This is a genomic window from Streptomyces camelliae (assembly GCF_027625935.1).
Classification (GTDB): Bacteria; Actinomycetota; Actinomycetes; order Streptomycetales; family Streptomycetaceae; genus Streptomyces; species Streptomyces camelliae.
In genome coordinates, this window is sequence record NZ_CP115300.1 from 140397 (window position 1) to 166371 (window position 25975).

Consider the following 25975-nt stretch of genomic DNA (forward strand, 5'->3'; position numbering starts at 1 on the left):
GCTCACCCCTCCAGGTCGATCAGCGAAGCGGCCGGGGTCCGGGCTTGCGGAAAGGCGGTGTCGTCGACGAAGGTTCCGTCGTGCATGGTGATCAGCCGGTCGGCGGTGGCGGCGATCCGCGGATCGTGCGTGACCATCACCAGCGTCTGCCCGGCGACGCGCAGATCCTGAAAGAGGCGGAGCACCTCGCGCGTCGCCAAGCTGTCCAGGTTGCCGGTCGGCTCGTCGGCCAGGATGAGCGAGGGCGTGTTGGCGAGTGCGCGTGCGATCGCGACCCGCTGGCGCTGTCCCCCGGACAGCGCCGACGGGAGGTGGCTCGCCCGGTCGCCCAACCCGACCTGCTCCAGCAGCTCGACGGCCCGACGGCGGGCCCGACGGCGTCCCCACCCGGCGAGCAGCGCCGGGAACTCCACGTTCTCCACCGCGGACAGTTCGTCCATGAGATGGAAGGACTGGAAGACGAAGCCGACGTGCCGACGGCGCAGCCGGGCCAGAGCCCGTTCGCCGAGCACGTCCAGGCGGTGACCGGCCAGCCAGATCTCCCCGCGGGTCGGGCGGTCCATACCGCCAAGAAGGTTCAGCAGCGTGGACTTGCCGCAACCGCTCGGACCCATCACGGCCACGCTCTGACCCGCACGGACCTCCAGGTCGACGTCGTCGACCGCCCGCACCAGACTTTCACCCTCGCCGTGCCCCCTGGACACCCCACGCGCCTGCAGCAGCCAGGCGCCGCTCGCATCCCCGGTCATGCACCCTCCCTGTTCCCACGCCACATCCGCTCGCACGCCTCCAGCCAGCGCAGATCCGCCTCCAGCCGCAGCACGATCCCCTCCAGCAGCAGCGCGGACACCTCATCGCCGGGCTCTTCCAGGGCCGCCCGCTGAGCGTCACGCAGCCGACGCATCAACTCCCGGCGCTGCACAGCCACAAGATCCACCGGATCAGCGAGACCACTGGCGGCAGCGGCGACGAGCTTCAGGTGGAACCCGGCCAGATCCGGCTTCGGCCACCCCGCCCCCGCGAGCCACCGCGTCACGCGTTCCCGGCCGGCGGCGGTGGCCTCGTAGACCTTGCGGTCAGCCGGCTCCGCGGCGTCCGTGCATGCCACAAGGCCGGCCTTCTCCAGCCGCGACAAGGTGACGTACACCTGACCCGGGTTCATCGCCGCACCCAGCGGCCCCAGCGCCGCCTGCAGCCGGGCACGCAGGGCATACCCGTGGGCCGGCTCCTTGACCAGCATCGCCAGCAACGCGTCCTGCATCCCTCACCCCCCTCCGCACCTAGCGGATAGGTCTAACGGTTATCCCCTGGCTACGTCAACCGGCTCTGCGACGCAGCAGCCCAAAGCCCGGAGCCGCAACGCCCTGCCAGCCCCATTGACGAGGCCGACAACCAAGCGGGGACCAGGAGCGAACCCGGGGATTTTCAAGGCTCTGGCCGCAGTTCCGTGAACCCACGAAGGACGCGTGCGGCCAGGCGGTGCGTGAAGTTCAGAGAGCCCCGGGGTGGCCCGTGGCGGCGAACTGATCAATGACATCGTGAAGTTGCTCAAGGAAGTCGCGCAGACTGGCGGCCACGGCATAGAACTCGTCGTTCCAGGATGCAGTCCTGGACTTGTGGACCGTGCCGTTGGCCGCGAGAGCGAAGAGATTGCCACCGCCGTCGCTCCCGAAGACGATTCCATGATCGCCATTCTTGAGGGGAACCGCGCCGTACTCGTCCAGGTACGCAGTCACGGTAGAGGGCGGGTGGATGAAGTACCCGTTGCCGATGTCGGGCAGAGACACGCTGTCGATCACGGCGAAGAGCGACAGCAGGGCTCCGGCCGGTGGTTCGTCAGGAGGGTGACCGCAGCCCGCGTCTCATCGTCGGCCAGCGCCACCTCGTTGTCCCCCGCGGGGTAGCCGCGCGTCTCCTCGAAGGTTTCCATCAGCTGGCTCACGCCTTGTGAAACCTGTTGACACCACGCATCATGCAGCCAGGATGAGTCGAGACCACGCTCAGGCATGCAGGAGTCCTCTGGAGTCCGTGGGTGCACGCCCCTTGCGTGCGGCCTCACCATCTCATGGGCGGATCAGGATGCGGGTCCGGAGGAGGCTGCACGAGGCCCGGCCATACATGGCTCGCTTGAGCGTTTTGACGCGGTTCACGTTCCCTTCGACAGCACCGGAACTCCACGGCAGCGTGAATCCGGCAGTGACGGCGTCGAGGTCCTGGTGGAGGAAGCCGGCGAAGCCCTGCATCGGCTTCGGTGCGTCCTGTTCGGCCTGGCGGATCCACTCCAGCAGCAGGAATCCGCGCCGGTGACGCACCAGATCTGTGAAGGCCCGGACGAGGTCGCAGGCCCGGGTGATGTCCGGGCAGGCGAGCCGGACCTGAAGGAGGCGCTCGTCCTGGCTTTCGGTGAGCGTCTCCCGGGGCCGCATGATCCACGAGGTGATCTTGCGAGGGCTCGGGATGTCGGCCCGGATCGGTTCGGCGGTGCCCGCGCGGAGGCCGGCGAGGTGTTTGCGGACGACCTGGCGGCTGCCGCGGTAGCCGCGAGCCTGGATCTCCAGGAACAGCCGGGTGCCGCTGACCTGGCCTTGCGCCTCGGTGAAGCGGGCATTGAGATATGCCTTGAACGGCTCCAGGACACCGTTGGGGCGGCGATCGCGGGCGGAGGCCAGCATGGTCGTCCCAAAGGGGCGCTGGAGCCGTACACCGCGTACCTGACCGAGCAGTTCACCAGCGGCGTGACCAGCCCGACCGACCTCTTCCGGGAGATCCGACAACGCGGCTACCAGGGCAGCGATCTGCCGGTGCGCCGCTACGTCGCCGGCCTGCGCACCGGCACCGTGAAACCCGCCCGCGGCGCCATCCCCAGCTCGCGCAAGATCACCACGTGGATCATGCTGCCCCACGGCACCCTGCGGCCCCCAGAAGAAGAGCAGCTCCTGGCCGCTCGGCTCGCATGTCCCGATATCGCCCGGGCCTGCGATCTCGCCCGCACCTTCCATGACCTGCTCCAACACCGACGCGGTCACCAGTTGTTGGAGTGGATCCGCGAGGCCGAACGCAACGCACCGACCCCCTCCGTTCTTTCGCACAGTGCCTGTGCCTCGACTCGCAAACCGTCACCGCCGGCCTCACCTTGCCGTGGAGCTCGGGCATCGTCGAGGGCCACGTCAACCGAATCAAGACGATCAAGCGGGCCATGTACGGCCGGGCCTCGTCTCGTCTCCTCCGCACCCGCATTCTGCTTCGGGCATGAGCTGGAGATTCACGGAATCGGTACTGTTGGTGATCTTCACCTCTCCGAGTGAAGATCACCAACGGCATCAGTTCCGTGAAAGGGCAAGCTCGTTAGCTCCACACACCTCACGGTCCGGGACAGCCGGTGCAGACTGTGGCCATGGCCCATACGCAGCAACACATGCACGACCTGGTCGAGGCGCTCGTCCGGACTGGCAACAGCTTCCGTCCGTGGCCGCATAGCTCTGGGACAGACCCGTTTTGGCGGGCCAAGGGCGACCTGGTGTGCCACTTGGAGGCGCCCATCGACTTCGCGGTGGCCAAGGCCGTGCCAGATCAGCCTGCGGATCTCGCCTTCGTTGAGGACAACGACATGATCTTCTGCAAGTTGTGCTGGACGGCGATCACGGGTCCGGCTCATCACCCCGAGACGGTGTCGGGCCGGAGGCGGTGAGTTCAAGAGCGACGGCGTGCGTCCACACAATCACGCAATCGCGGCCAGAACCAATTGCACGACCGTCGACACCATGATCGCCAACTCTCACGACACTGGCCACAACTCCAGCCCGCCGCCTTCGACCAGCAGTACTCTCCTCGCTCCCACGACGTCCGCGGCGACAGCCTCGCCGCCACCGATATCGGTCCGTGACGGCGACGATCCCTACTCCGACCACTGCGGGCCGGACGAGCAGGAAGTCGACCGGCGCCCCGTGCCCTTCCCCGGCGGATCGCCCTACGGCTTCCTGGTGCTGTTCCACTCCCAGCGCTGCGCCGCCAGCTGGGGTTACGTCTACGGTCCGAACTCCAGCAAGTGGGCTTGGCACATCGTCGCCCACCGGAAAGGCGACCAAGCCGCCACTCCTCCGCCTTCTCCGGCGACCAACACCCGAACTCCTGGGGCAACGTGCTCTCCACCCGCACCGGCTGCGTATGGGCGAAGGCCTCCAACACCGAAGGCAGGGCGCAGCCCTCACACACGATCACCGACTGCCTGCAAGACCACGGCACAGTCACCGGCACGAGCAGCAGCGCCTCGCGCGCACCATGACGCCGTCCGCCGACGAACGAAGAGCCAAGTCCCTCTCTGGCCAGGCAGTTTGACAAGAGACAGAGACATACCGGCGGCCCTGAACGCCTCCTGAGTGGTTTCGTTCGGGTATTTCATTCTGCTGACCCTTTCTCAGCCGGGGCTGGTGTGCCTGGTTGGCCTGGTTGTCCCTTGCGTGCGTGGAGTTGGACGAGTCATGGTTACCGGGGGTTCGCCAAAGATCTTCAGAATCCACCAGAATCACACGCCCAGCTCGCGTAACGCCCTTACCCCTGCATTGGAAGGGTATTTGTCATGCACATCACTCACCCTGCCCGTGCCGTTGCCGTGGCGGCACTGGCCGCGGCGCTCGCCACGGGCATCGCTGCCCCGGCCGGCGCCGCAACTGTGGCCAGCAGCAGCACTGTCGAGGCTGCGGCCACCACAGCTCCCTCGTACGATCAATGGCTGGCTGACGTCACCGCGGTCACAGATCAGGCGCAGACCTACCTCGCGTCTGCTCTCGCCCAGGTTCCCTCGGGCGAGCAGCCGGCGATCGTGCTGGACATCGACAACACGGCGCTGGAGTCGTACTACAAGGGCGGCTACCCGACCCCGGCCACCCCGCAGGTGCTGGCGCTGGCCAAGTACGCCCACGCACACGGCGCCAAGGTCTTCTTCATCAGCGCTCGCCCCGAGCTGATCAATGCCGCCACCAGCTACAACCTGGACGAGGTCGGCTACCCCGTCGACGGCCTTTACTCCCGTGACCTGTACTGGCTCACCCAGCCGATCCAGGATTTCAAGACCATGGTCCGCAAGAACCTGACCAGCGACGGTTACACCATCGTCGCCAACATCGGCAACAACTCGACGGACCTGAACGGAGGTTACGCTCAGACCGTGTTCAAGCTGCCCGACTACAACGGCCTGCTCGACTGAATCGAGCGATCCGGGCCTGCGGCTGCCTGTGGACGTGAGCCCGGATCGCCCGGATCGCCCGGCGGGAACTGCCGCATCCGGTCGGCAGCATGCCGACGAAGGGGCTCGTGACACGAGAAGGGACGCCATCGAGTCAGGCGTTGCCTGTGGCGCCGATGACGGCGGAGAAGATCCGCTCCCGCGAGGTGGTCGGCACATGGATCCGCAGTACCTGGCGGCCCGCCAGGATGAGGCCACGGAACTCCTCCATCAAGTCTGCTGTTTCGAGGCAGGCGTGCCGTGGACGTTCAGGACTGGGGCGAGCATGAGGCCGCCGAGCCCGGCGTCCATGCTCCTCGTGTCCTTCGGCGGGGGTGGAGGCGGAGTCTGTGATGGTGAGGATGCTGTGGAGGACGGGAGACACGCTTCCGGGCTCGCGGGACCCTCCCTACCCTCCTGGAGTCATGACAACAGAACACGCGCGGCAGTCGCAGCCGGCCGTCGGGCATTCCCGCAGACGTTTCCTCACGGCCGCCGGCGGCGCGGTCGGCGCGACCGCGTTAGGGCCCGTAGCGCGGGCCGCCGCTGCCACGCCGTCCCGTCGGCGCGTTGCAGTCCTCGGCGGCGGGGTCTCCGGGCTCAGCGCCGCCCATGAGCTCGCCGAACGCGGCTACGCCGTCACCGTCTACGAGTACTACGACACCCTCGGCGGCAAGGCCCGCTCGATGGACGTCCCCGGCACGGCCGCCGGCGGACGGGGGCCCTTGCCCGGCGAGCACGGCTTCCGCTTCTTCCCCGGCTTTTACCGGAACCTGCCGGACACGATGCGCCGTATTCCCTTCCCCGGCAACGCCGGTGGCGTCCACGGCAACCTCCGCAACGCCACCGAGGAGTTGTTCGCGCGCGGCTCGGGCCGCCCGGACCTGCACTTCCCGCTGCGCCGGGTCACGACCCCGCCGGCGCCCGGCGACATCACCGCGTCCTGGATCCGCGACCAGGTCCTGTCCGTCCTGGATGTGGGCACTCGGCTGCCCGCCCACGAGGCGGCCTACTTCGCCGACCGTCTCCTCGTCCACCTCACCAGTTGCGACGCCCGCCGCGAGGGCCAGTGGGAGAAGGTCGCCTGGTGGGACTTCATCCGCGCGGGCGAGATGAGCAGGGAGTACCAGACGCTCCTCGGCATCGGGCAGACCCGCAACCTCGTCGCCACCCGCGCCGAGGTGGCGTCGACCAGGACGGTCGGCCGCGTCATCATCGAGGCCCTGATCCTGTGGGGCCTGCTCAGCCGTGGGCTGGACGGCGACGCCGACATCGACCGCGTCCTGAACGCCCCCACGAGCGAGGCCTGGATCGACCCCTGGGAGGCGCATCTTCGCTCCCTCGGCGTCGAATTCGTCACCGGGACCCAGGTCCTGGAGGTCGGGTATGAGGGCGGGCAGGTGACCGGGGTCCGGGTCGCGGCCCGCGACGGCGGCCACGAGCGCACGGTGACCGCCGACCACTGTGTCTCCGCGATGCCCGTCGAGCACGCCCGCGCCACCTGGGGCAGGGCCCTGCGCGCCGCCGACCCGCAGCTCGGCCGGTGCGACGCGCTGAAGACGGACTGGATGACCGGCGTGATGTTCTATCTGCGCACGCCCACACCTGTCGTGCACGGCCACATCAACTGCCTCGACTCCCCCTGGTCGGTGACGGCCGTCGGCCAGGCGCAGTTCTGGGACGTACGGGACTTCTCCCGCGACTACGGCGACGGGCGGGCCCACGACTGCCTCTCCGCGATCATCTCGGAGTGGGACAAGCCCGGCATCCTGTACGGCAAGACGGCCAAGGAGTGCACCAGGGACGAGATCGTCGCCGAGCTGTGGGCGCAGCTGAAGGACGGGCTGAACGAGGCGGGCAAGACCACGCTCAGGGACGAGGACCGCCTCGGCTGGTTCATGGACCCGGCCGTGACGGGCCTGGGCGGCCCTGACCCGCACAACCGCGAACAGCTCCTCATCCACCCGACGGGGACGCTCTACCATCGCCCTTCGGCGCGGACGGCGATCCCGAACTTCTTCCTCGCGGGCGACTACGTCCGCACCGACGTCGACCTCGCGACCATGGAAGGCGCCAACGAGTCCGCACGGCGAGCCGTCAACGCCCTGCTCGACGCGGACCGTTCGGACGCCGAGCGGTGCCGTGTGTGGGAGCTGTACCGGCCGCCGGAGATGGAGCCCCTGAAGCGGATCGACGAGGTGCGCTACCGGCTGGGTCTGCCCAACACCTTCGACCTGGGGTGAGCCGGAAGGGCCGCTCAACGTCCTGTCACGCGGGGTGTTCACCCGAGCCCGCGAGCCATCGGCCGTCTCCAGCCGCGAGTTGCGGCGGCTGTGGAGCAGGTAGACGACCAGCGCCAGCCCCCGCCGAAGAGCAGGCAGGTGTCCAGCGGCAGTTCGTAGAGCGGGTAGCCGCAGGCGACGACGGACAGGACCGGCACCACCGGGTATCCCGGCACCCGGAACGCCCGCTCGACATGCTCGCGATCGGCGCCGGGGTGGCAGCGGCGCGGCTGACCGCCTGGCTCGCCCAGGCACGCGATCGCGACACGGCCGACATCATCGCCGACTTCGAGAAGACGGCCGCAGTCCACGGAGCGTTGGGCATCGTGAAGTTGCTGTTCAGGGTGGCTGGCGTGCGGGTTGTACGGTGGACTGGCCCTGTTCGTGGGCGGCAGTCTGACGGGTAGATCGTCTGTCAGGGCGGCTACCCGGGTTTCGGCCCGCCGGTGGGCACGCCGTTTCTACTCTCGCGGCCATGGCGGATCCCGGCATGCGCTGGAACGGATCGCCAGGCGGCACGCGGAGCTGGACCAGCTGGAGGGGCAGCTGGTCATGCAGTTGGAGGAGGTGCGGGCCGAGCGGGACGAACTCGCTCGCTGTACGGGTCCTGACGCGAATGCGCGAGCAGCTCGCCCAGGAGTCGGCCGTCGCCGCTCAAACGTCGGCCCAGGTCGGCGGGCATGCGGTGCTGCTGGTCCCGCACCGCGGCCTCGGCGTGGAGGAGACCGCGCTGCCGGGCGAGCACCAGCGGATCCTCGCCGCAGTCCGCTCGGCGGGTGGGCCGGTGATGACGCGGCAGGTCGGCGAGGCACTCGGACTGGACACCGGCATCCGCCGCAGGCTGGAACCGCTGCGCGGGAAGCTGTCCAAGCTCGCCGGGCGGGGTTGGCTGCGCAGACTGCCCGACGGCCGCTTCGTCGCCCGCCCGTAACATCGGTGCCCCCGGGTCTCGTTGAGAATTGAGTGACGAAATCTAGCTGTGCCATCGCGTGACATTGGTTCCTCGCGGTCAGGCTTGGCGAGCGTAGGACGCGAAGCGATCGGCGAGCGCGATGACGAAGTCGCGCAGTTCATCGGGGCGCTCGATGACGAACGGCCGGTCGAGTGAGGCGAGTACCGGAGGCAACCAGTCGAGCCGCTCCACGCGCAGCTCGACGCGCAGCCAACGCTCGGTCGCCCGGTCCTCGCCTGCCCCGGGCGCGTACTCCTCCAGGTTCGCGACGCTGGCGGGAAGGTGGGCGCGGATCTGCTCAACCGTCCCGTGGATCCGCAAGGTCACCTCGTGCCGGTACTCGGCCGTGGCGAAGGCTGACAACAGGCGATGTGCCGGATCGGGACCCGCGGGCGCTTCGAATGAGCCGGGCAGGGTTCGTGCGTCTGCGATGCGATCGAGCCGGAAGGTTCGGTCCTTGCCGATCTGGGCGTCCTGGCCAGCGACGTACCACCGGCCCGCGTGGGCGACGATCCCGTACGCGTGCAGCGTGCGTTCGCTGCGCCGTCCGTCGCGGTCGGTGTAGCGGATCGAGACCGGTCGGCGGTGGCGCACCGCATCGGCGATGGTGAGCAGGACCTCGGCGTCCGGGGTGTCGAAATCATCGGGCTGATCCGTGAAGGCGACGGCCTCCAGGAGTGTGTCGAGCCTGCGGGCGATGTGCTTGGGCAGCACCCGCCGGATCTTCGCCGATGCCGTCTCGCTCGCCGTGCGCTGCGTCGTCGTCAACCCTGCTCGGCGGCCGGCGACCAGGCCGAGCAGAACGGCCAGCGCCTCGTCGTCGCTGAGCATGAGCGGAGGCAAGCGGTACCCGGGGGCGAGCCGGTACCCGCCGTAGCGGCCGCGCACCGATTCCACGGGCACATCCAGGTCGATCAGCTGGTCCACATACCGCCGCACGGTGCGCCCTTCGACGCCGAGCCGGTCGGCGAGTTCGGCCACCGTCCGGGTGCCGCCCGACTGCAGTAGCTCCAGGAGTGTCAGCACGCGGCCGGTGGGTCGAGGCATGTTCGCAGCCTAACGCGAATACAGGACCGATTCTGTCCACTATTTCTCCTAGTCTGCGACGTGCACGCCTCCAGCACAGCCAAGGAGATCTCCATGGACTTCGTTTCGATCCGCATCATCACCAGCGACGTAGCGCGCCTCGTCGAGTTCTACGAGCGAGCCACAGGGGCGCGGGCGACGTGGGCCACCGAGGACTTCGCCGAACTCAAGACCGCGGTCGCCACCCTCGCGATCGCCGGCACCCGCACCGTCCCGCTGTTCGCCCCGGGCTCTGCCCGCCCGGCGGACAACCACAGCGTGATCACCGAGTTCCTCGTCGACGACGTGGACAGCGTTCACCAGAACCTGACCGGTTTCGTCACCGACTTCGTCACCGAGCCCACCACGATGCCCTGGGGCAACCGGTCGCTGTTGTTCCGTGACCCCGACGGCAACCTCGTCAACTTCTTCACTCCCGTCACCCAGGCGGCCATCGAAAAGTTCGCACGCTGACGCCGCGCACAGCCGCTCAAACGGGAGCCCCGAGACCCCAGGGCTCCCGGTGAACGCGGCCGCCCAGTCCAGGAACGCCACCAGCAGGGCACATCGGAACGCACCGTTGCCCCTAGAAGGACGTCTGCGCCTGTGTCTGAGGATCAACGCCGGACGCTGCTGCGACCACCGCAGCAGACCGACCGCATCGCACGTGAGGGAGACAGAGCATCGCCTTCAAGCGTCACCGTGGGCTGACTGAGCAGGCCACCGACGCGGGCATCGACCAGGCATGCCGCCTGCTGCGGCTGCCGACCATCCGCGGCCAGTTCGGTGAGCTCGCGGAGTCGGTGTCCCGTGACCAGATGTCCTATCTGAGGTTCCTTGCCGAGCTGCTGTTGGCCGAGTGCGATGACCGGGCCCGTCGACGCTCTGAACGGCGGATCAAGGCCGCATGTTTTCCACGCGACAAGTCCCTGAGGGCTTTCGCTTTCGAGGCGAATCCCAACGTCGACCCGGCGGTCATCCACACCCTCGCGACCTGCGAATGGGTCGAGAAGGGACTGCCTCTTTGTCGGATCGGAGACTCGGGCACCGGCAAGTCCCATCTGCTGATCGCGCTGGGCACCGAGGCCGCAGTGGCCGGTTTCCGAGTCCGCTACACGCTCGCGACCAAGCTCGTCAACGAGCTGGTCGAGGCAGCGGACGAGAAGCTGCTGAGCAAGACCATCGCCCGCTACGGACGTGTCGATCTCTTGTGCATCGACGAGCTCGGATACATGGAACTCGACCGCAGAGGCGCCGAGTTGCTCTTCCAGGTTCTCACTGAGCGGGAAGAGAAGAACAGCGTGGCCATCGCCTCGAACGAGAGTTTTGGTGGCTGGACAAAGAGCTTTACCGACCCTCGACTTTGTGCGGCAATCGTCGACCGCTTGACGTTCGGCGGCAACATCATCCAGACCGGCACCGAATCCTACGGCCTTGCCAGCACCCGAGCCCGAGCCGCCGAACAGGACGCCAGGGTCGGCTGACAGGAGCAGTGTCCCCTGGCCACGGAAATCGTTCGTCCTTCCCTCATCGAGCGGACATCCTGGTGACCATGATGAGCATGCAGGATGTCCACGAGGTGCTGTCTGTCCTGGAAGAGGCCGGGCTCACCGCCTGGGTCGACGGTGGTTGGGGCATCGATGCTCTCCCACAGCAGGCGACGCGGCAGCACTCCGACCTGGATCTTGTTGTGCTCCTCCCCGAGATTTCCGCGGTCCGATCAGCCCTCGCCGACAGCGGCTACCGCGTGGTGCTGCGGGACTGGCTGCCGACCGCACTGGCACTCGCCGATGACAACGGCCGCGAGGTTGATCTCCACCCCATCACGCCGACCCCTGACGGCGGAGGAGACCAGGCCCTCCCGGACGGCGACACCTTCCATTACCCACCTCCTGTCAGAGGCGTCATCGGCGGGCGAGGGGTCTGCTGCGTCGACGCTATGACCCAAGTCCACTGCCACCTGAACTATGAGCCGTCCGCAAAGAACCGCCAGGACATGCTCCAGTTGCACGACCGCTTCGGTGTCGAACTCCCCCATCCCTACAGCGGCATCACCCGTCAGTAGGAAGCGGGAATCGTCACCGATGACACAGACCCACCAAACGCGGTGTCATCTCTCACCGACATTTCGCGGTCCCGCATCGGCCCAGCGATGTCCAAACTCGCTGACATGCGGTGTCCATTCTCGGTTACGAAACCAATGACTCTGAGACATCACGGACCGCCATTTTCACCGGCCGGTTGAGGTGTGTTACGCGGCGCCTCTGATTCCCCCGTACGGTCATCGCGTCCAGGCACGGGACTGTCCTGAAGTTTATATATGCCCGCCCCGGTGTGACCTGTCTGGGATGAGATGTGGGCTCTGCGCCGGGAAGGATCATGGATGGGCAGCAAGGACGAGCGTCCCCCCTAGAGTTCGAACATCGTACGTACGGGGGCCGAGTTGGCGAGACTGACCGAGCTGGACCGGGAGCCGGCCGAGCAGCTGGTGAACCGGGCCCGCAGCGAGGGACTCGGCCTGGTCGGGGAGAACGGCCTACTCAAGGCCTGGTGAAGCTGACATTGGCCATTTTGTGAACCCAGCACCTTGGCTCGCGAGTTTCGGGGAACACCTCGGCCAGGGCCTTCCAGAAGCCCAGGGCGCCGTCGCCGACCGCCAGGACTGGGGCGCGCATGCCCCGGCGGGGGCAGTCGAGCATCAGGTCGGCCCGCTATTCGGCGGACTCGCGGTAGCCGTCCTTGAGCGCGACCGGTTCCTTGGAGCCGTCAGCGCGGACCCCGATGAGCACCAGGACGCAGGCTTTGGCCTCCTCCAGACGGACGTTGAGGTGGATGCTGTCGGCCCACACGTACACCTAGGAGCGTGGGTCGGTAATGGGCGTGGCCGGTCGTCGGGCGGTGCTGTTTCCTGCCGTGGGCATGGTGGTGATCTGTGTCTGCCGATACGTACGGTGGGTGCCCTGGCCGCTGCAGGGCCGCCAGCAGGATCTCCTGAGCTGACCGTGACGATGACGCTCAGGACGCGATGTCCGATTCTCGCCAGCGTCCTTCCCGTTGGATCGTCACCATGGGCTGATGACCGCAGAAAACACGATGAATTCGGGCCCGATCGCGGTGTCGGCGACTGGGCCGCGCACAGGCGTGCGCGCACGAGGCGACGCCTTGGCCGTACTGCAGGAGTTCTACGCGGCCGAAGCGGCCTACATTGCCGCCGGAGGTATGGGCAAGGCCAGCTTCGACGGACTCGCTGGGTGTCTCGATCCTGAGGTGGTGATGTACCAGGCACCTGGGTTGCCCTACGGGGGCACTTGGCGCGGGCCGCGCGGCATCGAGGAGTTCATGGCCGCGATGAGCGAGGCGTGGCAGTCGTTGGAATTCTTGGAGCAGCGATTCGTGGTCGATGGAGACGTCGTCGTTGTACTGAACCGCGGCCGCCTGCAGGCCCGCGCCACCGGTCGGATCCTGGACACCTCGGTCATGCAACTGATCACTGTCAAAGACGGACTCATTACCGAGATACACCCGTTCTACTGGGACACCATCGCGGTAGCCGAAGCCTTGCACCCACGGTAGGCGCTCCCAGTAACAAGTAATCCGCCTGTGTCTCGTGATCTTTCGTGCCGGATGATGCCGGTATGCGCGATGGGAATGGGCTGTTCGAGGTCGAGCCGATCGAGGCGAAGCGGCGACAGGGCCGTCCGGCGGCGGTGGGCAAGACGTTCCGGGCGTTCGACCCGCACCAAGTCCTGCTGCTGCCGCCGTCACTGAACGACTGGCTGCCCGAGGACCACCTCGCCCGGTTCGTCGCGGACCTGGTCGACGAGGTACTCGACCTCTTCCCGATCCGGGCCGATTACACCGAGAAACGTGGCTACCCGCCCTATGACCCCCGGCTGATGGTGCGCTTGCTGATCTACGGCTACACCACCGGTGTCCGCTCCTCCCGGGCGATCGAGCGCAAATGCGCCGACGATGTGGCGTTCCGGTTCCTGGCCTCCGACCAGGCCCCGGACTTCCGCTCGATTGCCCGGTTCCGTCGCCGCCACCTGGGCGCCCTGGCCGACCTGTTCACCCAGTCGCTGCACCTCGCGGCCAAGCTCGGCATGGTCAAGATGGGCAGCGTCGCCCTGGACGGCACCAAGCTCGAAGCGAACGCCTCCAAGCACAAGGCGATGAGCTACGGCCGTCTGGTCGACAAGGAGGAACGGATCGAAGCCGAGATCGCCGCGTTGGAGGCCGGAGCCGCCGCTCTGCTCGCCGACGCTGAGGCCACCGATACCGCCGAGGACCAGGCCTTCGGCCCCGACGGCAAGGACACCGACCTGCCCGCCGCACTCGACCGACGCGAGAAGCGCCTCGCCAGACTGCAGACAGCCCGCGCCCAGATCGAGGCCGAAGCCGCGAACAAGGCCCGCCGCCACGCCGAGGACATCGAGCGCCGCCGCCAGCAGCGCAAGGGCACAGCCGACGAGCAGGCCGTCACCGATGCCGGTGAGAAGGCCGCCGCCAAGGGCCGCCCGAAGCCGAAGGCCCAGGCCAACTTCACCGACCCCGACTCGCGGATCATGAAGAACGGCGACGGCGCTTACATCCAGGCCTACAACGCCCAGGCCGTCGTCGACGAGGCACACCAGGTCATCACCGCCGCCGACGTCACGACCAACGCCTCGGACGCGCTGAACTACACCACCATGCTGGAGCAGTCCGCGGCGAATACCGGCACCCACCCCAAGCAGGCCCTGGGCGACGCCGGCTACTGCTCCGAGACCAACCTCGAAGCCGCCCGGGACCGCCAACTCGCCTGCGGAACCGACACCTTCATGGCCACCGGCCGCCTCACCCACGAGGGATCGCGGAGGAGAACCGCTTGCGCTCGCCCGTGGCCTCGTCAACGCGCTTGTCGTTCACCCGATTGGCCTTCACCTCGACCACCCCGGCCGCGATGGTGATCTTCCTGGGCTGGTGTTAGGCACTGTCCTGGCGATCTTCGGCGTCAGTAGGCTTGTGGTAGACGCCGGACCTGACGCCCCAGGTCGGCGAACGACGGGGAGGGCCGGCGATGCGGGTTGAATACGACGCCTCGGCAGACATGGCGTACATCTACCTCGTCGACAAGATTGGCCTGGGAGAGGCCGTGCGGCAGGTGCCCGTCGAGGACAACACGGCGATACTCGACTACGACTCGGACGGACGGCTGCTGGGCATCGAACTGTTCAGTGCCAGACGCCGGCTGCATCCCGATCTGCTGGGCGCTGCCGAGAGGATCGACCGTGAGCCGGATCTGCCGAGCACATGAGTCGTTGGCATGACCATGGTGAGTAGGGGCGATCTGACGGATGCCCAGTGGGAGCGGCTCAAGCCGCTTCTGCCCGTGAGCAATCGTCGTTGCGGCAGGTGGCGGGACCATCGGCAAGTGGTCAACGGGGTGTTGTACCGCATTCGGGCCGGTGTGCAGTGGCGGGATCTGCCGGGTCGGTACGGGCCATGGAAGACGGTGCATGAGAGGCATCGCCGCTGGTCGGCGGACGGTACCTGGGAGCGGCCTGCTGCAGCAGGTCCAGGCCGAGGCGGACGCGGCCGGCGACATCGACTGGGACATCTCCGTCGACTCCATGACCGTGCGCGCACACCATCATGCCGCCGGGGCTCGCAACGCGCCGCCGCCCGCCAAAAGGGGATCAGCACAAAAGGTCAGGACCGCTCGGATCTGGGCCGAGCTGATCGGCCTGCGGCGGAGGTGGCGCGGGAGGTGAAGCGCTCGGCCGCTCGCGTGGCGGCTTCACCACCAAGCTCCATCTGAGCGCGGACGGCCGCTGCCGGGCGCTGTCGCTGGTCATCACACCTGGTCAGCGGGCCGACTGTACCCAATTCGAGTCGGTCATGGACAAGATCCGCGTTCCCCGGCTGACCATCGGCCAGCCTCGCACGAAGCCCGACAGCGTCAGTGCGGACAAGGGCTACAGCAACCGCCGAACCCGCCGCCACCTACGGAAACGGTCGATCCGGCACGTCATCCCGGAGAAGGCCGACCAAGCGGCCCACCGCGTCAGACGCGGCAGCTCCGGCGGCAGGCCACCTGGCTTCGACAAAGAGCGCTACAAAAAGCGCAACACCGGCTCGCGCCTGGTTCCACCAGTACCACTGCGCCAGCTGCGAGGCCGCCCGGCCCCAGCAGTTCGCGGGCATGATGCGAACCCTGTACGAGAACTGTCCGCGGCCGTGCGAATGCTGCGCCTGGCTTGGTTCGTGAGTTTTCGACGGCGGTTGTTCATCGTCTCGGGAGGTATCCGGATCGGGTCGAGGTTGATGTTCACGAGAACGGACAGCACCCGGCCGTCAACATTCCAGTCGGGCGGGCGGGTCTCGGCATCAGAGGTTCGCGCCGCCGCCCGAGCTGGTTCTGTGGGCTGTCCGGAGCAATGTAGCCCGCGCCCGCTTGTGTCTGCTGCGAAGGCACCCATACCACGCTGGACCATTGGCCTGGTCAAGGCGCAGGGACGTGTCTGAGCGGCATCGAGGGGAACTGACTGATGGACAGAGCCGGACGTCCGGATCGTAGATCGCTGCTTGCCAGCGGACTTGCGGGCGCCGCCGTCGCGCTCGCGGGGTGCTCATCGACGAGGGCCGCCTCGTCGGCGACCAGCGCTTCGCCGGAAGCGCGGCCCACCACGCCCGCCACGGCACTCGCGCGGCTGATGGAAGGCAACAAGCGCTGGGTGAGCGGAGACCTTCAACACCCCGACCGGGATCCGAACCGGCGTCAACTCGTGGCCCAGGAGCAGGAGCCTTTTGGGGCGATCCTCTCGTGTATCGACTCCCGAGTGCCGCCTGAGCTCCTCTTCGATACCGGCCTGGGTGACCTGTACGTGATGCGCACCGGTGGGGAGGCGGTCGGCCCGGTGGTCACTGGCTCTGTCGAGTACGGGCCTATGACGAGTGACACCCCGCTCATCGTGGTCCTCGGGCATCAGCGCTGCGGCGCCGTCAAGTCGGCGTACACGTCCCTTCGTGACGGCAAACCGCTGCCCGGCAACCTGCAGGCGATCGTCAAGGCCCTGCAGCCGGCGTACAAGCAGGCTGTCCGGGAGGGTGGCGCCGACCCGGTCGAGACCATGGCCCGCGCCCAGGTCAAGTTGACCGCGGCCGATCTGCGATCCAACCAGGACCTGGCCCCACTCGTGGGAAAGGGCGCCCTCGCCGTGGTCGGCGCCTACTACTCGCTCGACACCGGCAAGGTGGAAATCCTGGCCGGCGCGCCCTCCTGAGCGGTTGGACGAGTCGAATGGCCGACGAGGTACTGGCGGACGCGGACTGCGAGTACGGCACGATGCTGTCGAAACTCGGCTCTGGCACAGATCTTGGGGACCGGTCACGGAACGTGAGAATGTCGTTCGATTCGGGGGCGTACCGGTGAGAGAGCTCGATCGGCTCCGCTGCCGGACACGGCCGCTGGGCCCGGTGCTCGCTGCCGGGCCTGGGTCCTGGGCTGCTTTGGCTCAGCCCACTGCGTCCATCAAGGCGGTGACATAGGCGTCCAGCCGTTCCTCCACGACACGCGTCGTCAGCTCGACCCTCCCTGCCTCCCGCCATCGCTGCGCCACCTGCTGCACTTCTTCTGAGCACGCCAGCGCGTCCCGCACCTGCCAATACAGCCGCTCGCTCGGGGCCGCGGCCAGCACCCCGCCGGCCTCCTCGTACGCCTCGGCGAACCGCAGACCCCACGCCGGGCCGTGCAGCAGCGCGAAATTGGTCGAGCAGTGCGCCACATCGAGATCCGCCGGGCCCCAGGAGGCCCCTGCCCAGTCGACGACGCCGGTAATCCGGGCACCGGCCGACTGTGAGAGCCGCTCGTCGAACAGCACGTTGCCGGGCTGGAAGTCCCGGTGCAGGAATCGCCCTTCATAGGGCGGCGCGAGCTTGCGGATCACGTCGATCGCCGCAGCCCATGCCGTCGCGTCAGCGCCCGTCGGAACCACAACGGTGTCAGCGGTCGTCAACGCCACATACTCCCGGAGCGGCTCAACGGGACGTACCGCGTGGATCGTCACGAGTTGACGGGCCAGCAGGGGAACGCGCGCCTCCAATCCCTCATTGTCGAGGACCGTCCGGCCCGCCAGATGGGTCATCAGGAGCGATGGATACTCGCAGTGAGCTGCGGTCGGATCAACCGCGACCAGCCCAGGAGCCGGCACACCGGTCCCCGTGAGCAGGGTCAGGGCGTCGGCCTCCCGGCTCAGCCAGTCCGCGGCGTGCCTTGCGCAGCGTGAGTCGACGAAGCTCCGCAGGACTAGGCCACGGGTGCCTCCGTCCCGTGTGCTGACGGTCAGCCTCCACATTTCGGCGGTGATGCCGCCGTGCAGCGCCTCGGCTTTGACGACCCGTTCGCCGACCATCAGGTGCCGGCTCACCCAGGCCAGGGTCCTCGGTCGGACAGCCGCCTCCTCATCATGGTTGGTCACCGTGCCACCTCACCATTCGGACGGCGGCTTGCGCAAAAGCCTTCGCCGCCCTCTCCCAGAAGACCTCCGTAAACCCTGGGATCGGCCCGCACGTCAAGAGCGCCTCAGACCGCACATACCCGTCGAGGATTTCGCTGCCTCCACAGGAAAGCCCCCCAGCCGGCCGGCGCACCGAAACTCACCACCGCAGGCCCCGCATCTGCCAGCCGGCATGAAGAACAAGCACCGTGCACGCGAGCACTCCATCGGAAAGCACGACAGACCGAACCCCGCGACAGCCATCAAAAGCAGCAAAGCTGCATGAACGTCCGGCTCAGCGTTTGATGCCTACACCCGCCAACAGGCTGATCTGGGCGTCCGTGGGCTCCGTTCCGTCGGCGGGTCCGGCGGGCCGCCAGCGGTGGCAGCAGACGATGCCGGGGTCGATCAGGTCGAGTCCGTCGAAGAAGCGGCGGACGTCACTGTGCGAACGGAACTGCACCGGAGACCCGGCCTTGGTGTAGACCTCCGCGACCTTGTTCCAGGTGACGGGGTCGAAGTCAGGCGTGCAGTGGTTCATGGCGAGGGCGCTGCCAGCCGGGAGCGGGTCGAGCAGCCGGCGGACGATGGCGTACGGATCGTGCGGGTCGGTGATGAAGTGCATGAGCGCGTTGAGGGAGAGGGCGATGGGCTGGTCGAAGTCCAGGGCTTCCGAGGCTTCCACGGCGCTCATCAGTGCATCGGGGTCGGTGACGTCGGCTTCGATGTAGGCCGTGCGTCCCTGCGTCGTGCTGCGCATGAGGCGCTCGGCGTACTTCAGGACGAGGGGGTCGTTGTCGGCGTACACGACGCGGGCATCGAGCGCGACGGACTGGGCGACCTGGTGCAGGTTGGGCTCGGTCGGGATGCCCGTGCCGATGTCGAGCCATTGGCGGATGCCGTACTCCTGCGCCAGGACCCGGGTGGCCCGGTGCATGAACGCCCGGTTCTCGCGGGCGGTCACGTAGATGCCGGGGTGGGCTTCGGCGGCGACCAGGGCCGCCTCCTTGTCGATCTCGAAGTGGTCCTTGCCGCCCAGGAAATAGTCGTACATCCGGGCTGAGTGCGCCTTGCTCGTGTCGAGATCCCGGCCGGCCTGCCTGCTGGTCATGTTCTCCCTTTCACGCGTGTGTCTGTCGGCCCGCAGGCCAGGAGCGGGACCGGTGTCGTCGTCCCTCATGTCTGCCGCCGGTTCACCCGGCGGTCAAGTGATCGGCCAGGCCCTCTTTGACCCCGCGGACGAAAGCGGCGATCTCCTCCGGCGAGTAGATCAGCGCCGGCCCTGCCGGGTCGGTCGACTGCCGCACGGCCACGCGGCCGTCGGCGAGTAGTTTCGCCTCGACGCATTGACCGCCGTTCGGTCCACTCCAGGGCCGCTCCCAGCCCTGTTCCCCAAGGTCGCGGGCCGGCATTCCGTTGTAGACGCCCTCGTCGGTGAATGTCACGAGTACTCCTTGCGCATGCGGTTCAAGAGCGCTCTGCTGTCCTCGGACGACGTCAGCAGCGCCATACGGGAATGCGCCTCAAGATGGGCGACGACGTCCGCGCGCTGGTCCAGGTAGACGGAGGCGGACAGGAGTTCGCTGTAGACGATGTCGGGCAGCTCGGGTTCCTCGAACCGGAAATACGTGAAGGGCGCGCATGCCCCGACATGCGCACCCGCGGTGAAGGGCACGACGTCGACGCTGATGTGCGCGAGCTCGGACACGTCCAGAAGCCGCTCGATCTGCTCCCGCATCACGTCGGGGCTGCCCACTGCCCGGTGCAGGACGGCTTCCTCCATGACCACCCACAACGTGGGGGCATCCTCCCGCTCCAGCAGGCTCTGGCGGCGTAGCCGCAGCTCCACGCGGCGCGCGAGCTCCTCCTCGCTGCCGTGCGGCAATCCGCCGCGCAGTACGGCGCGGGCGTAGTCAGGGGTCTGCAGAAGGCCGGTGACGTACTGGGGTTCATAGGTGCGCAGGGTCTTGGCGCTGGTCTCCAGGCTGACGTAGGCGGTGAACCAGCTGGGGACGGCGTCGCGGTAGGAGTGCCACCAGCCGGGCTGGTTGGCCTGCTCGGCCAGGTCGACGAACTCGTCGATCACCTGGCGGTCCGCCCCGTAGGTCTCCAGGAGCTTCTCCACGTAGAGAGGCTTCAGCGCGACCTCGGCCTTTTCCAGCCGGCGGATCGTCAGGGTCTTCACGCGCAGAGCTTTTGCCGCGTCCTCCAGCGAGGCACCGGCGTCGAGCCGCATGTCCTGCAGCCGACGGCCGAGGATCATACGCAGGACTGTCGGTGCGCTGGTGCTGGAACGGGCTTCGCTCACGCCCACCCTCCTGAGGGGCCATCAACAACTCCATTCTGGCAGTGACTTGGTGTCAACGCCAAGGTGATACCCGCGCTGCTGAAATTATCAGGGAGTCGGTTGCAGTGTGAGCGCGATCACGCGCATAGTTGACCTGTGAGCGGTCAAGTCACAGCTCTGACACAGCATCCGCCCTGGACGGGACACGCGATGCTGATGCCGTCGTCGGCACCCCACCGCAGGGCGCCTGCCTCGTCATACGCCTCTCACCACTCAAGCTGGGGCCCGCATCCCCACACCGCGCCCGCCCCGAGAAGGCTCTGGAAGGCGACATCCGTGACTCTGCCCACGCCCCCAGCCCCCGCCTTAGCCACGACCGTGTCTCGTCGGGAGTGCTGGTTCGGCCTGCCCGCCCTGCGCACCAGCGTGAGATCCGCCCGCGACACCGTGCGCGACCGGCTCCGTGCCTGGAAGGTGCCCGGCGATACCTGCTGCGACGCGGTGCTGCTGGTCTCCGAGCTGACCACGAACGTCGTACTCCACACCGACAGCAGTCATGTCCTGTGTGGCCTCACGCTGACCGGCGACGAACGGCGCCTGCGTATCGAACTCCATGACGACGGCCGCACCCCGGTCTGCCCGCCCGAGCACCGCGCCGGCCTCGGCGAGGAGAGCGGGCGGGGCCTGTTCCTCGTCCAGCAACTCGCCGACCGCTGGGGCTCCGCATGCTCGACACGCACCGAAGGAAAGGTTGTCTGGGCAGAGTTGACGGCCTACCCCTGATGCCGTGGGCACCGGTCCGCGCCGAATATGGCGCTCGCCCGGCAGCGACAGCCCGGATGCAGCGCGGCCAGGACCGGCCGGCTGTGCACCGGACCAGTTGCCCGTCCAACGGCAGAGACGCAGTCGGCACCGCACAGCCCCGCTACGTCCCCTTCGCGCTGCGGGGAATCCCTTCTCCTCGATCCATCTACAGAAGGCGCTCATGACCCCCCACGGCGAAATCGCTTCTCCTGTCGTGCTGTACGTATGCGCCGACCGAGCCCCGAGCGCGCCCGGGCCGGCCACGCAGTGCGCGCGGACAGAAGGCCACGCGTTCGCCCGGGAGCGCGGACTGGCGATCGCCGAGGTCGTCACCGACACGTACGGTGAGCCCGACCCGGGCCAGCGCAGAGGGTGGCGGCGTGTGAGACAGCTGGTACAGACAGGCCACGTCACTGCGGTACTCGTCCGCTGGCCCAGCGCCATTGCCCCGGAGTCCGCGCATGAACTCCGGAACCGCGAGACCGCCTGGCTCCACGACCACGGCGTGCGCGTCTGGTACACCTGGGCGCCCTTGGCATCGAGGAGCGCACCAGATCCACCGCATCCCACTTGAACTCTTCGGGATAAGTCTCCCGCTTTGTCACCTTGGATCACTTCCCCCGGATGCCGAAACGTCCAACGTCCAGGTGTCGGAATCTCGGGGGTCCCTCCACCCGGCAGCTGGCCCTCGCGAACGACAAGGACAGCCCGGTCAACCTGTGGAGCAACGGGGTACACCTGACCGAATCGGGCCACACCGTGCTGCTCCAGCAGACCGAGCGCATCCTCGCCGAGCACCGCATCGTCGAAAAGCTCCTCGGCTACCCGCTCCTGGAGCGCGACGCCGCGCTCGCCACGTACGGCTCGATGTTCACTCGGTACCGGCCGGTCGACTATGGCGGCCGACCATGCTGACGGTGTGGGCGCAGTCCACGATGCGGGCTCTGCGATCACGGTTGGGGGGTGCCGGCGTGTGTGGCGAAGCAAGTGACAAGGCCCGTCAGGAATCGAGAAGCCCCGGTCGCCGGGCGGCCCCTAGCGTGATGGTCATGGCAATCACCACTTCCACCGCATCCCACACGTCCATCGCATCCGTCACCCTTGAGGTGGCCGATCCCGAGGCCGCCCGCCGCTTCTACACCGCCTTCGGAGTGGACACGCGCATACGCCTGCGGGCGTCCGAGGCACCCTCCACCGGATTCCGCGGCTTCACCCTGGCTCTCACGGTGTCCCGGCCGGCCACCGTCGACAGCTTCGTCGACGCCGCCACGGACGCCGGCGCCACGGTGCTGAAGCCCGCCGCGAAGTCGCTGTGGGGCTACGGCGGCGTCGTCCAGGCGCCGGACGGGACGATCTGGAAGGTCGCGACCTCGGCGAAGAAGGACACCGGCCCGGCCACCCGTGAGATCGACGAGATCGTCCTCCTGCTCGGCGTCGAGGAGGTGAAGGCCAGCAAGCAGTTCTACGTCGACCGGGGCCTGACCGTGGCCAGGAGCTTCGGCGGCAAGTACGCCGAGTTCACCTCCGACGAGTCCAGCCCCGTCAAGCTGGCGCTGTACAAGCGCCGCAGCCTGGCCAAGGACCTCGGCGTCCCCGCCGACGGCACCGGCTCGCACCGCATCCTCCTCGGCAACACGACCGGCCCCTTCACCGACCCGGACGGATTCGCCTGGGAGGCCACCTCGCCGATCACCCCCGCGCCGTCCACGGCGCCTGCGCTGTCCTGACCCCAGCCCCGCACTCCCACTCCACCCCGCCGCATCCCTGTACGAGAGGAAACCTTCCGTGCGGCACACGAAGTCGTCCGCCGACAACTCCGGCACGGCCGCCGAGCAGTACAACGGATGCACCGCCGAGGAGTGGGCCGCGATGAGGGAGCACGCGCAGGAGCAGAAGAAGACGGCGACGCGGCGCGGTTCGCGGGCGGAAAAGGACGGCGGCAGCGGAGCCGGATGTGCTAGCGAAGATCGCCGAGATGCCGGAGGCAAACCGGGTGCTCGCCGAGCGGATCCACGCCATCGTCAAAGCCGTCGCTCCGGACCTCACGCCCAAGCTCTGATACGGGATGCCCGCGTACGCCAGAGAGGGCAAGGTCATCTGCCCCTTCCAGAGCGCGCAGAAGTTCAAGTCGAGGTATGCCACGCTCGGCTTCAGCGACCAGGCAGCACTCGACGACGGCGCCATGTGGCCGTCCGCCTACCCCGCGCGAGCCTGCGGTGCAGCAGGAGGGTGCCGAACGCCTGCTCCACTACCCATCTCTTGGGTTCCGGGGTGAACCCTCTTGCCCCGGAACCGCGTTGGACGATCTCCACGTCGATGCCGAGGCGGGCGCCGTGCTCAACCACAGCCTGCTTGAACCCGGCGTCCACCCAGCTCTTGGTCACCGTGGGTGCGGTGGCGGCGACATTGTCCAGCAGGGCGATACCGATCGCGTTGTCGTGCATGCTCGCGGCGACCACGAGCACGGCGATGATCAGGCCGAGGGCGTCGGTGGCGATGCCCCGCTTGCGGCCCGGGCTCTTCTTGCCAGGATCCAGCCCGGTCATGTCCTTCGGCGCGTTCGCCGAGGCCCGCACCGTCTGCGAGTCCAGGACGACGGCGGTGCGATCCTCGTGCCGCTTGCACATTTCGCGGGCCTGCCAGCGCAGCAGGTCGTGGATGGTCTCGGCGGTGCCGTCGTCGCGCCAGAAGGCGGAGTAGTAGTACACCGCGCTCTTGGGCGGCAGGTCGTGCGGGGGGTAGTGCCACTGGCAGCCGGTCCGGGCCTGGTAGAGGATCGCGTTGACGATCTCCCGCATCGCGTACTGGCCTTCGTGCCCACTGAACCGAGGGATGCCTCGCCTTCCAGGCCGCGATGACCGGCCAGATCAGCTCCCATGCCTCATCCGCCAGATCACTCGGGTACGGCTGGCGCCCGCTCACGCTCCCCAGCAGACCGCGCCACCAGCCGACCGCGAAGTCCAGGAACCGGACAAACCATACTCAAGCGCAACGAGAACCGCCGGACACTCGCAGAACACCCACTGAGTTATCGCGGGCACCCTGCTGTACTGGCGCAGTCCCGCCGAGCCCCGATACCGATGCCGGTCGTCTCCTGGTTGCCGTTTACAGCCAGCCGCGTTGGGCGGCTTTGAGACCTGCCTCGAAGCGGCTGCTGGCGCCGAGGCGTTCCATGAGGGTGGCCATTTGGCGGCGGACGGTGCGCAGTCCGATGCCGAGTCGTTTGGCGGCGGCTTCGTCGGTCATGCCGCGGGCCAGGAGGGTGAGCAGTTCACGTTCGGCGGGTGTGAGGCCGGTGCCGGTGTCTCGGGTGGTTGCGGCGCCGAGGGGGACGGCGGTCGCCCAGGCCTGTTCGTAGACGGCGACGAGCGAGGCGACGATCCCCGGCTCGCGGGTGCACAGCGCGCCGGCCCTGGTGTCGGCGGGGTCGATGGGGACGATCGCGGTTTCGCGGTCGAAGATCAGCATGCGGGGTGGTAGCAGCGGCGCGGTGCGGACCTCTCCGCCGTTCTTGGTCAGCCAGTGCGCGTAGTCGTGTGTAGCCTGGTCGTTGCGGACGCTTTCCTGGTAGAGCGTGAGGATCGCGATGCCGCGGCCGAGCGCATCGGCGTCCAGTGGGCGTGAGGCGTCCAGGCTGGCCTGGGACTGGGCGCCGCCCGGCATCACCGACAGGCACTCGCGCTGCAGTTCCTTGGCGAGGAACTCCAGTTTGCCCTCGATGGCGTCCATCCCCACCAGGCGTTCCGCACCGTTCACGGGCGTGTTGGGGGCGAGCGCGCCGAATGCCGCGACGGCTTCGGCGGCTGCGGCCTTGCTCGCGGCCAGTTCCTGGGCCCGGCGCGCCAGATCCGCTTCCTGTCGGCGGACCATCAGATCGAGGGCTACTTGCGGGCTGACGACACGCAAGCCCCCTGGGATGTCCCGCGATGGGCGCACGAACGCGCGGTCGGCCAGTTCGTCCAGGGCTGCGCGGACTTCTTGTTCCGTCAGGCCTGTGACGGCCTGGAGGTCGGACAAGTTCGACCGCGGATGCCGCAGCAAAGCCGCGTACACCGTCTCGACCACCGGTTCCAGCCCCAGAACACCGAGCACCATGATTACCGCACCCCCCGTGCGTCGTGACGCCTGCAGACCACCGTGCAGCCGATGATCCTCTCAGTGCCCGGCCGACCGCGCAACGCCTGGCGGGCGAACGGCATCGTACGCTCGGGGCAGGCACCAAGGTGCCGGGCAGCTTGGTGCCCAGCTGACCCCGTTCCCCCGGGCCCGAACCGCAGGGCATTGTTTTCTCAACGCGCCGGACAGACAGATCGTCCGGCGACGGACCATCAAATCCAAGAATCCCATTCAGAAATGGATCCGGGGGCCTGTCATGTCGAAAATCGTTCGCACCGTAGTGATTGCCGTGCTCGTCGCCACTCCCGCGTTCGGGGCAGCCGCCACCACCGCCTCGACAAGAACCCTCGGCGCCGGCATCGGATGGGACCAGGCCCCCACTTCGGCAGCGGCAGCAGGCACCCCTGTCACCTCCGCGGCGACACCGTCGCAGGCGGACGGCATCGGCTGGGACTAGGAGAGCCATGCACCTCGTCCACCTCGTCCTCACCCGCCCCGACCTGCCCCAGCCCAGCTCGGCCGACGCCGAGCGCGTCCTGGACACCCTGTGGGCCCACCTGGATCCCCGCTCCGGCATCGAACACATCCGGACCCGGCCCCGGGCCAGCGGAGTAGATCTCGGCCTCTTCTTCAGCGGCGACGGAAGCGGAACCGGCGGCGCCCCGCAGACCGCAGCCGCGATCGACCACCTCCTTGCCTCCCTCCCCGGCTGGACCGCGACACCTCCGCAGTGAACGCGCACGCCCAGCAAATCCCGCTGAAGCCTTTCGC

27 protein-coding genes and 6 pseudogenes are annotated in these 25975 nt (G+C 67.9%); 19 read left to right on the forward strand and 14 right to left on the reverse strand.

The window, feature by feature from the left end:
* Positions 1–2 precede the first annotated feature (2 nt).
* The 5 genes from O1G22_RS00605 to O1G22_RS00625 form a co-directional block, all read right to left on the reverse strand.
* The gene (locus O1G22_RS00605) at positions 3–749 is read right to left on the reverse strand and encodes an ABC transporter ATP-binding protein (RefSeq protein ID WP_270079444.1); all 747 of its coding nucleotides are present in this window, start codon (positions 747–749) and stop codon (positions 3–5) included.
* Positions 746–1261 carry a PadR family transcriptional regulator gene (locus tag O1G22_RS00610; protein ID WP_270079445.1) on the reverse strand — a complete coding sequence of 172 codons (516 nt, stop codon included), beginning with the start codon at positions 1259–1261 and terminating at the stop codon, positions 746–748. Before O1G22_RS00610 ends, O1G22_RS00605 begins: the two co-directional genes overlap by 4 nt.
* 229 nt (positions 1262–1490) lie before the next feature.
* The gene (locus tag O1G22_RS00615) at positions 1491–1799 is read right to left on the reverse strand and encodes a hypothetical protein (RefSeq protein ID WP_270079446.1); all 309 of its coding nucleotides are present in this window, start codon (positions 1797–1799) and stop codon (positions 1491–1493) included.
* Positions 1796–1942 (reverse strand): hypothetical protein, encoded by a 147-nt coding sequence (locus O1G22_RS00620; RefSeq protein ID WP_270079447.1) that lies wholly within the window; start codon positions 1940–1942, stop codon positions 1796–1798. The genes O1G22_RS00615 and O1G22_RS00620 overlap by 4 nt, the downstream gene beginning before the upstream one ends.
* A gap of 121 nt (positions 1943–2063) precedes the next feature.
* A complete protein-coding gene (locus tag O1G22_RS00625) occupies positions 2064–3026 on the reverse strand; it encodes a transposase (RefSeq protein ID WP_270079448.1) in 963 nt (320 codons plus the stop codon).
* Positions 3027–3394: 368 nt separating this feature from the next.
* Here O1G22_RS00625 and O1G22_RS00635 point away from each other — a divergent pair, with 368 nt between their 5' ends.
* The 3 genes from O1G22_RS00635 to O1G22_RS00645 all read left to right on the forward strand — a co-directional run bounded on the left by O1G22_RS00635 (position 3395) and on the right by O1G22_RS00645 (position 7464).
* Positions 3395–3688 carry a hypothetical protein gene (locus tag O1G22_RS00635; protein ID WP_270079450.1) on the forward strand — a complete coding sequence of 98 codons (294 nt, stop codon included), beginning with the start codon at positions 3395–3397 and terminating at the stop codon, positions 3686–3688.
* Between the two features lie 888 nt (positions 3689–4576).
* Positions 4577–5203 (forward strand): HAD family acid phosphatase, encoded by a 627-nt coding sequence (locus O1G22_RS00640; RefSeq protein ID WP_270079451.1) that lies wholly within the window; start codon positions 4577–4579, stop codon positions 5201–5203.
* Positions 5204–5646: 443 nt separating this feature from the next.
* Positions 5647–7464: a hydroxysqualene dehydroxylase gene (locus O1G22_RS00645; protein ID WP_270079452.1), complete on the forward strand. Its 1818-nt coding sequence runs from the start codon at positions 5647–5649 to the stop codon at positions 7462–7464.
* Positions 7465–7502: 38 nt separating this feature from the next.
* On the opposite strand, the gene O1G22_RS00650 is transcribed toward O1G22_RS00645, so the two are convergent.
* Entirely contained in the window at positions 7503–7814 is a 312-nt protein-coding gene (locus O1G22_RS00650; protein WP_270079453.1) for a hypothetical protein, read from the reverse strand.
* 305 nt (positions 7815–8119) lie between these two features.
* Here O1G22_RS00650 and O1G22_RS00655 point away from each other — a divergent pair, with 305 nt between their 5' ends.
* Entirely contained in the window at positions 8120–8434 is a 315-nt protein-coding gene (locus O1G22_RS00655) for a hypothetical protein (protein ID WP_270079454.1), read from the forward strand.
* 78 nt (positions 8435–8512) lie between these two features.
* Here the strand turns inward: O1G22_RS00655 and O1G22_RS00660 are convergent, their stop codons facing one another.
* Positions 8513–9502: a helix-turn-helix transcriptional regulator gene (locus tag O1G22_RS00660; RefSeq protein WP_270079455.1), complete on the reverse strand. Its 990-nt coding sequence runs from the start codon at positions 9500–9502 to the stop codon at positions 8513–8515.
* A 93-nt stretch (positions 9503–9595) separates the two neighbouring features.
* On the opposite strand from O1G22_RS00660, the gene O1G22_RS00665 reads away from it, so the two are divergent.
* From O1G22_RS00665 to O1G22_RS00675, 3 genes are all read left to right on the forward strand, one after another.
* Complete coding sequence (locus O1G22_RS00665) at positions 9596–9994, forward strand: VOC family protein (RefSeq protein ID WP_270079456.1); 399 nt, start codon at positions 9596–9598, stop codon at positions 9992–9994.
* A 209-nt stretch (positions 9995–10203) separates the two neighbouring features.
* A complete protein-coding gene (gene istB / locus O1G22_RS00670) occupies positions 10204–11004 on the forward strand; it encodes an IS21-like element helper ATPase IstB (protein WP_270086284.1) in 801 nt (266 codons plus the stop codon).
* Between the two features lie 68 nt (positions 11005–11072).
* The gene (locus tag O1G22_RS00675) at positions 11073–11585 is read left to right on the forward strand and encodes a nucleotidyltransferase domain-containing protein (RefSeq protein WP_270079457.1); all 513 of its coding nucleotides are present in this window, start codon (positions 11073–11075) and stop codon (positions 11583–11585) included.
* 478 nt (positions 11586–12063) lie between these two features.
* On the opposite strand, the pseudogene O1G22_RS00680 reads toward O1G22_RS00675, so the two are convergent.
* Positions 12064–12375: pseudogene (locus O1G22_RS00680) on the reverse strand (transposase); the annotation flags it as partial.
* A 220-nt stretch (positions 12376–12595) separates the two neighbouring features.
* On the opposite strand from O1G22_RS00680, the gene O1G22_RS00685 reads away from it, so the two are divergent.
* The 5 genes and pseudogenes from O1G22_RS00685 (at position 12596) to O1G22_RS00705 (ending at position 16785) form a co-directional block, all read left to right on the forward strand.
* A complete protein-coding gene (locus O1G22_RS00685; protein WP_270079458.1) occupies positions 12596–13093 on the forward strand; it encodes a nuclear transport factor 2 family protein in 498 nt (165 codons plus the stop codon).
* A gap of 134 nt (positions 13094–13227) precedes the next feature.
* Positions 13228–14367 (forward strand): annotated as a pseudogene (locus tag O1G22_RS00690) (IS1182 family transposase); the annotation flags it as partial.
* Positions 14368–14579: 212 nt separating this feature from the next.
* Entirely contained in the window at positions 14580–14816 is a 237-nt protein-coding gene (locus O1G22_RS00695; RefSeq protein ID WP_270079459.1) for a DUF2283 domain-containing protein, read from the forward strand.
* A gap of 15 nt (positions 14817–14831) precedes the next feature.
* A pseudogene (locus O1G22_RS00700) lies at positions 14832–15643 on the forward strand (IS5 family transposase); the annotation flags it as partial.
* 407 nt (positions 15644–16050) lie between these two features.
* Entirely contained in the window at positions 16051–16785 is a 735-nt protein-coding gene (locus O1G22_RS00705; protein WP_270079460.1) for a carbonic anhydrase, read from the forward strand.
* Between the two features lie 231 nt (positions 16786–17016).
* On the opposite strand, the gene O1G22_RS00710 is transcribed toward O1G22_RS00705, so the two are convergent.
* The 4 genes from O1G22_RS00710 to O1G22_RS00725 all read right to left on the reverse strand — a co-directional run bounded on the left by O1G22_RS00710 (position 17017) and on the right by O1G22_RS00725 (position 20305).
* A complete protein-coding gene (locus O1G22_RS00710; protein ID WP_270079461.1) occupies positions 17017–17979 on the reverse strand; it encodes a phosphotransferase family protein in 963 nt (320 codons plus the stop codon).
* A gap of 313 nt (positions 17980–18292) precedes the next feature.
* Entirely contained in the window at positions 18293–19108 is an 816-nt protein-coding gene (locus O1G22_RS00715; protein ID WP_270079462.1) for an SAM-dependent methyltransferase, read from the reverse strand.
* A gap of 82 nt (positions 19109–19190) precedes the next feature.
* Entirely contained in the window at positions 19191–19409 is a 219-nt protein-coding gene (locus O1G22_RS00720; protein ID WP_428986470.1) for a DUF397 domain-containing protein, read from the reverse strand.
* A gap of 29 nt (positions 19410–19438) precedes the next feature.
* Positions 19439–20305: a helix-turn-helix domain-containing protein gene (locus tag O1G22_RS00725; protein WP_270079464.1), complete on the reverse strand. Its 867-nt coding sequence runs from the start codon at positions 20303–20305 to the stop codon at positions 19439–19441.
* 357 nt (positions 20306–20662) lie between these two features.
* Between O1G22_RS00725 and O1G22_RS00730 the strand changes: the two genes are divergently transcribed.
* The 5 genes and pseudogenes from O1G22_RS00730 (at position 20663) to O1G22_RS00745 (ending at position 23363) form a co-directional block, all read left to right on the forward strand.
* Positions 20663–21067, forward strand: coding sequence for an ATP-binding protein (locus tag O1G22_RS00730; protein ID WP_270079465.1), 405 nt, complete (start codon positions 20663–20665; stop codon positions 21065–21067).
* 645 nt (positions 21068–21712) lie between these two features.
* Positions 21713–22003 (forward strand): hypothetical protein, encoded by a 291-nt coding sequence (locus O1G22_RS00735; protein WP_270079466.1) that lies wholly within the window; start codon positions 21713–21715, stop codon positions 22001–22003.
* Positions 22004–22048: 45 nt separating this feature from the next.
* Positions 22049–22132: pseudogene (locus O1G22_RS44430) on the forward strand (AraC family transcriptional regulator); the annotation flags it as partial.
* Positions 22132–22815, forward strand: a complete 684-nt coding sequence (locus O1G22_RS00740) for a VOC family protein (RefSeq protein ID WP_270079467.1) — start codon at positions 22132–22134, stop codon at positions 22813–22815. The pseudogene O1G22_RS44430 and the gene O1G22_RS00740, both read left to right, overlap by 1 nt.
* Before the next feature lie 142 nt (positions 22816–22957).
* A pseudogene (locus tag O1G22_RS00745) lies at positions 22958–23363 on the forward strand (iron chaperone).
* On the opposite strand, the pseudogene O1G22_RS00750 reads toward O1G22_RS00745, so the two are convergent.
* Positions 23290–24010 (reverse strand): annotated as a pseudogene (locus O1G22_RS00750) (IS5 family transposase); the annotation flags it as partial. The pseudogenes O1G22_RS00745 and O1G22_RS00750 overlap by 74 nt on opposite strands.
* Positions 24011–24193: 183 nt before the next feature.
* Positions 24194–25183, reverse strand: coding sequence for a helix-turn-helix transcriptional regulator (locus O1G22_RS00755; protein ID WP_270079469.1), 990 nt, complete (start codon positions 25181–25183; stop codon positions 24194–24196).
* Positions 25184–25460: 277 nt separating this feature from the next.
* On the opposite strand from O1G22_RS00755, the gene O1G22_RS00760 reads away from it, so the two are divergent.
* Positions 25461–25661, forward strand: a complete 201-nt coding sequence (locus O1G22_RS00760) for a hypothetical protein (RefSeq protein ID WP_270079470.1) — start codon at positions 25461–25463, stop codon at positions 25659–25661.
* A 7-nt stretch (positions 25662–25668) separates the two neighbouring features.
* Complete coding sequence (locus tag O1G22_RS00765) at positions 25669–25938, forward strand: hypothetical protein (RefSeq protein WP_270079471.1); 270 nt, start codon at positions 25669–25671, stop codon at positions 25936–25938.
* The last annotated feature ends 37 nt before the right edge of the window (positions 25939–25975 follow it).

Coding starts and splice junctions, on each gene's coding strand:
- O1G22_RS00605 (WP_270079444.1), bottom strand. CDS start 749: ATGACCGGGGATGCGAGCGGCGCCTGGCTGCTGCAGGCGCGTGGGGTG.
- O1G22_RS00610 (WP_270079445.1), bottom strand. CDS start 1,261: ATGCAGGACGCGTTGCTGGCGATGCTGGTCAAGGAGCCGGCCCACGGG.
- O1G22_RS00635 (WP_270079450.1), top strand. CDS start 3,395: ATGGCCCATACGCAGCAACACATGCACGACCTGGTCGAGGCGCTCGTC.
- O1G22_RS00640 (WP_270079451.1), top strand. CDS start 4,577: ATGCACATCACTCACCCTGCCCGTGCCGTTGCCGTGGCGGCACTGGCC.
- O1G22_RS00645 (WP_270079452.1), top strand. CDS start 5,647: ATGACAACAGAACACGCGCGGCAGTCGCAGCCGGCCGTCGGGCATTCC.
- O1G22_RS00655 (WP_270079454.1), top strand. CDS start 8,120: ATGCGCGAGCAGCTCGCCCAGGAGTCGGCCGTCGCCGCTCAAACGTCG.
- O1G22_RS00660 (WP_270079455.1), bottom strand. CDS start 9,502: ATGCCTCGACCCACCGGCCGCGTGCTGACACTCCTGGAGCTACTGCAG.
- O1G22_RS00665 (WP_270079456.1), top strand. CDS start 9,596: ATGGACTTCGTTTCGATCCGCATCATCACCAGCGACGTAGCGCGCCTC.
- O1G22_RS00675 (WP_270079457.1), top strand. CDS start 11,073: ATGATGAGCATGCAGGATGTCCACGAGGTGCTGTCTGTCCTGGAAGAG.
- O1G22_RS00685 (WP_270079458.1), top strand. CDS start 12,596: ATGACCGCAGAAAACACGATGAATTCGGGCCCGATCGCGGTGTCGGCG.
- O1G22_RS00695 (WP_270079459.1), top strand. CDS start 14,580: ATGCGGGTTGAATACGACGCCTCGGCAGACATGGCGTACATCTACCTC.
- O1G22_RS00705 (WP_270079460.1), top strand. CDS start 16,051: ATGGACAGAGCCGGACGTCCGGATCGTAGATCGCTGCTTGCCAGCGGA.
- O1G22_RS00715 (WP_270079462.1), bottom strand. CDS start 19,108: ATGACCAGCAGGCAGGCCGGCCGGGATCTCGACACGAGCAAGGCGCAC.
- O1G22_RS00720 (WP_428986470.1), bottom strand. CDS start 19,409: ATGCCGGCCCGCGACCTTGGGGAACAGGGCTGGGAGCGGCCCTGGAGT.
- O1G22_RS00735 (WP_270079466.1), top strand. CDS start 21,713: ATGCCGAAACGTCCAACGTCCAGGTGTCGGAATCTCGGGGGTCCCTCC.
- O1G22_RS00740 (WP_270079467.1), top strand. CDS start 22,132: ATGGTCATGGCAATCACCACTTCCACCGCATCCCACACGTCCATCGCA.
- O1G22_RS00755 (WP_270079469.1), bottom strand. CDS start 25,183: ATGGTGCTCGGTGTTCTGGGGCTGGAACCGGTGGTCGAGACGGTGTAC.
- O1G22_RS00760 (WP_270079470.1), top strand. CDS start 25,461: ATGTCGAAAATCGTTCGCACCGTAGTGATTGCCGTGCTCGTCGCCACT.
- O1G22_RS00765 (WP_270079471.1), top strand. CDS start 25,669: ATGCACCTCGTCCACCTCGTCCTCACCCGCCCCGACCTGCCCCAGCCC.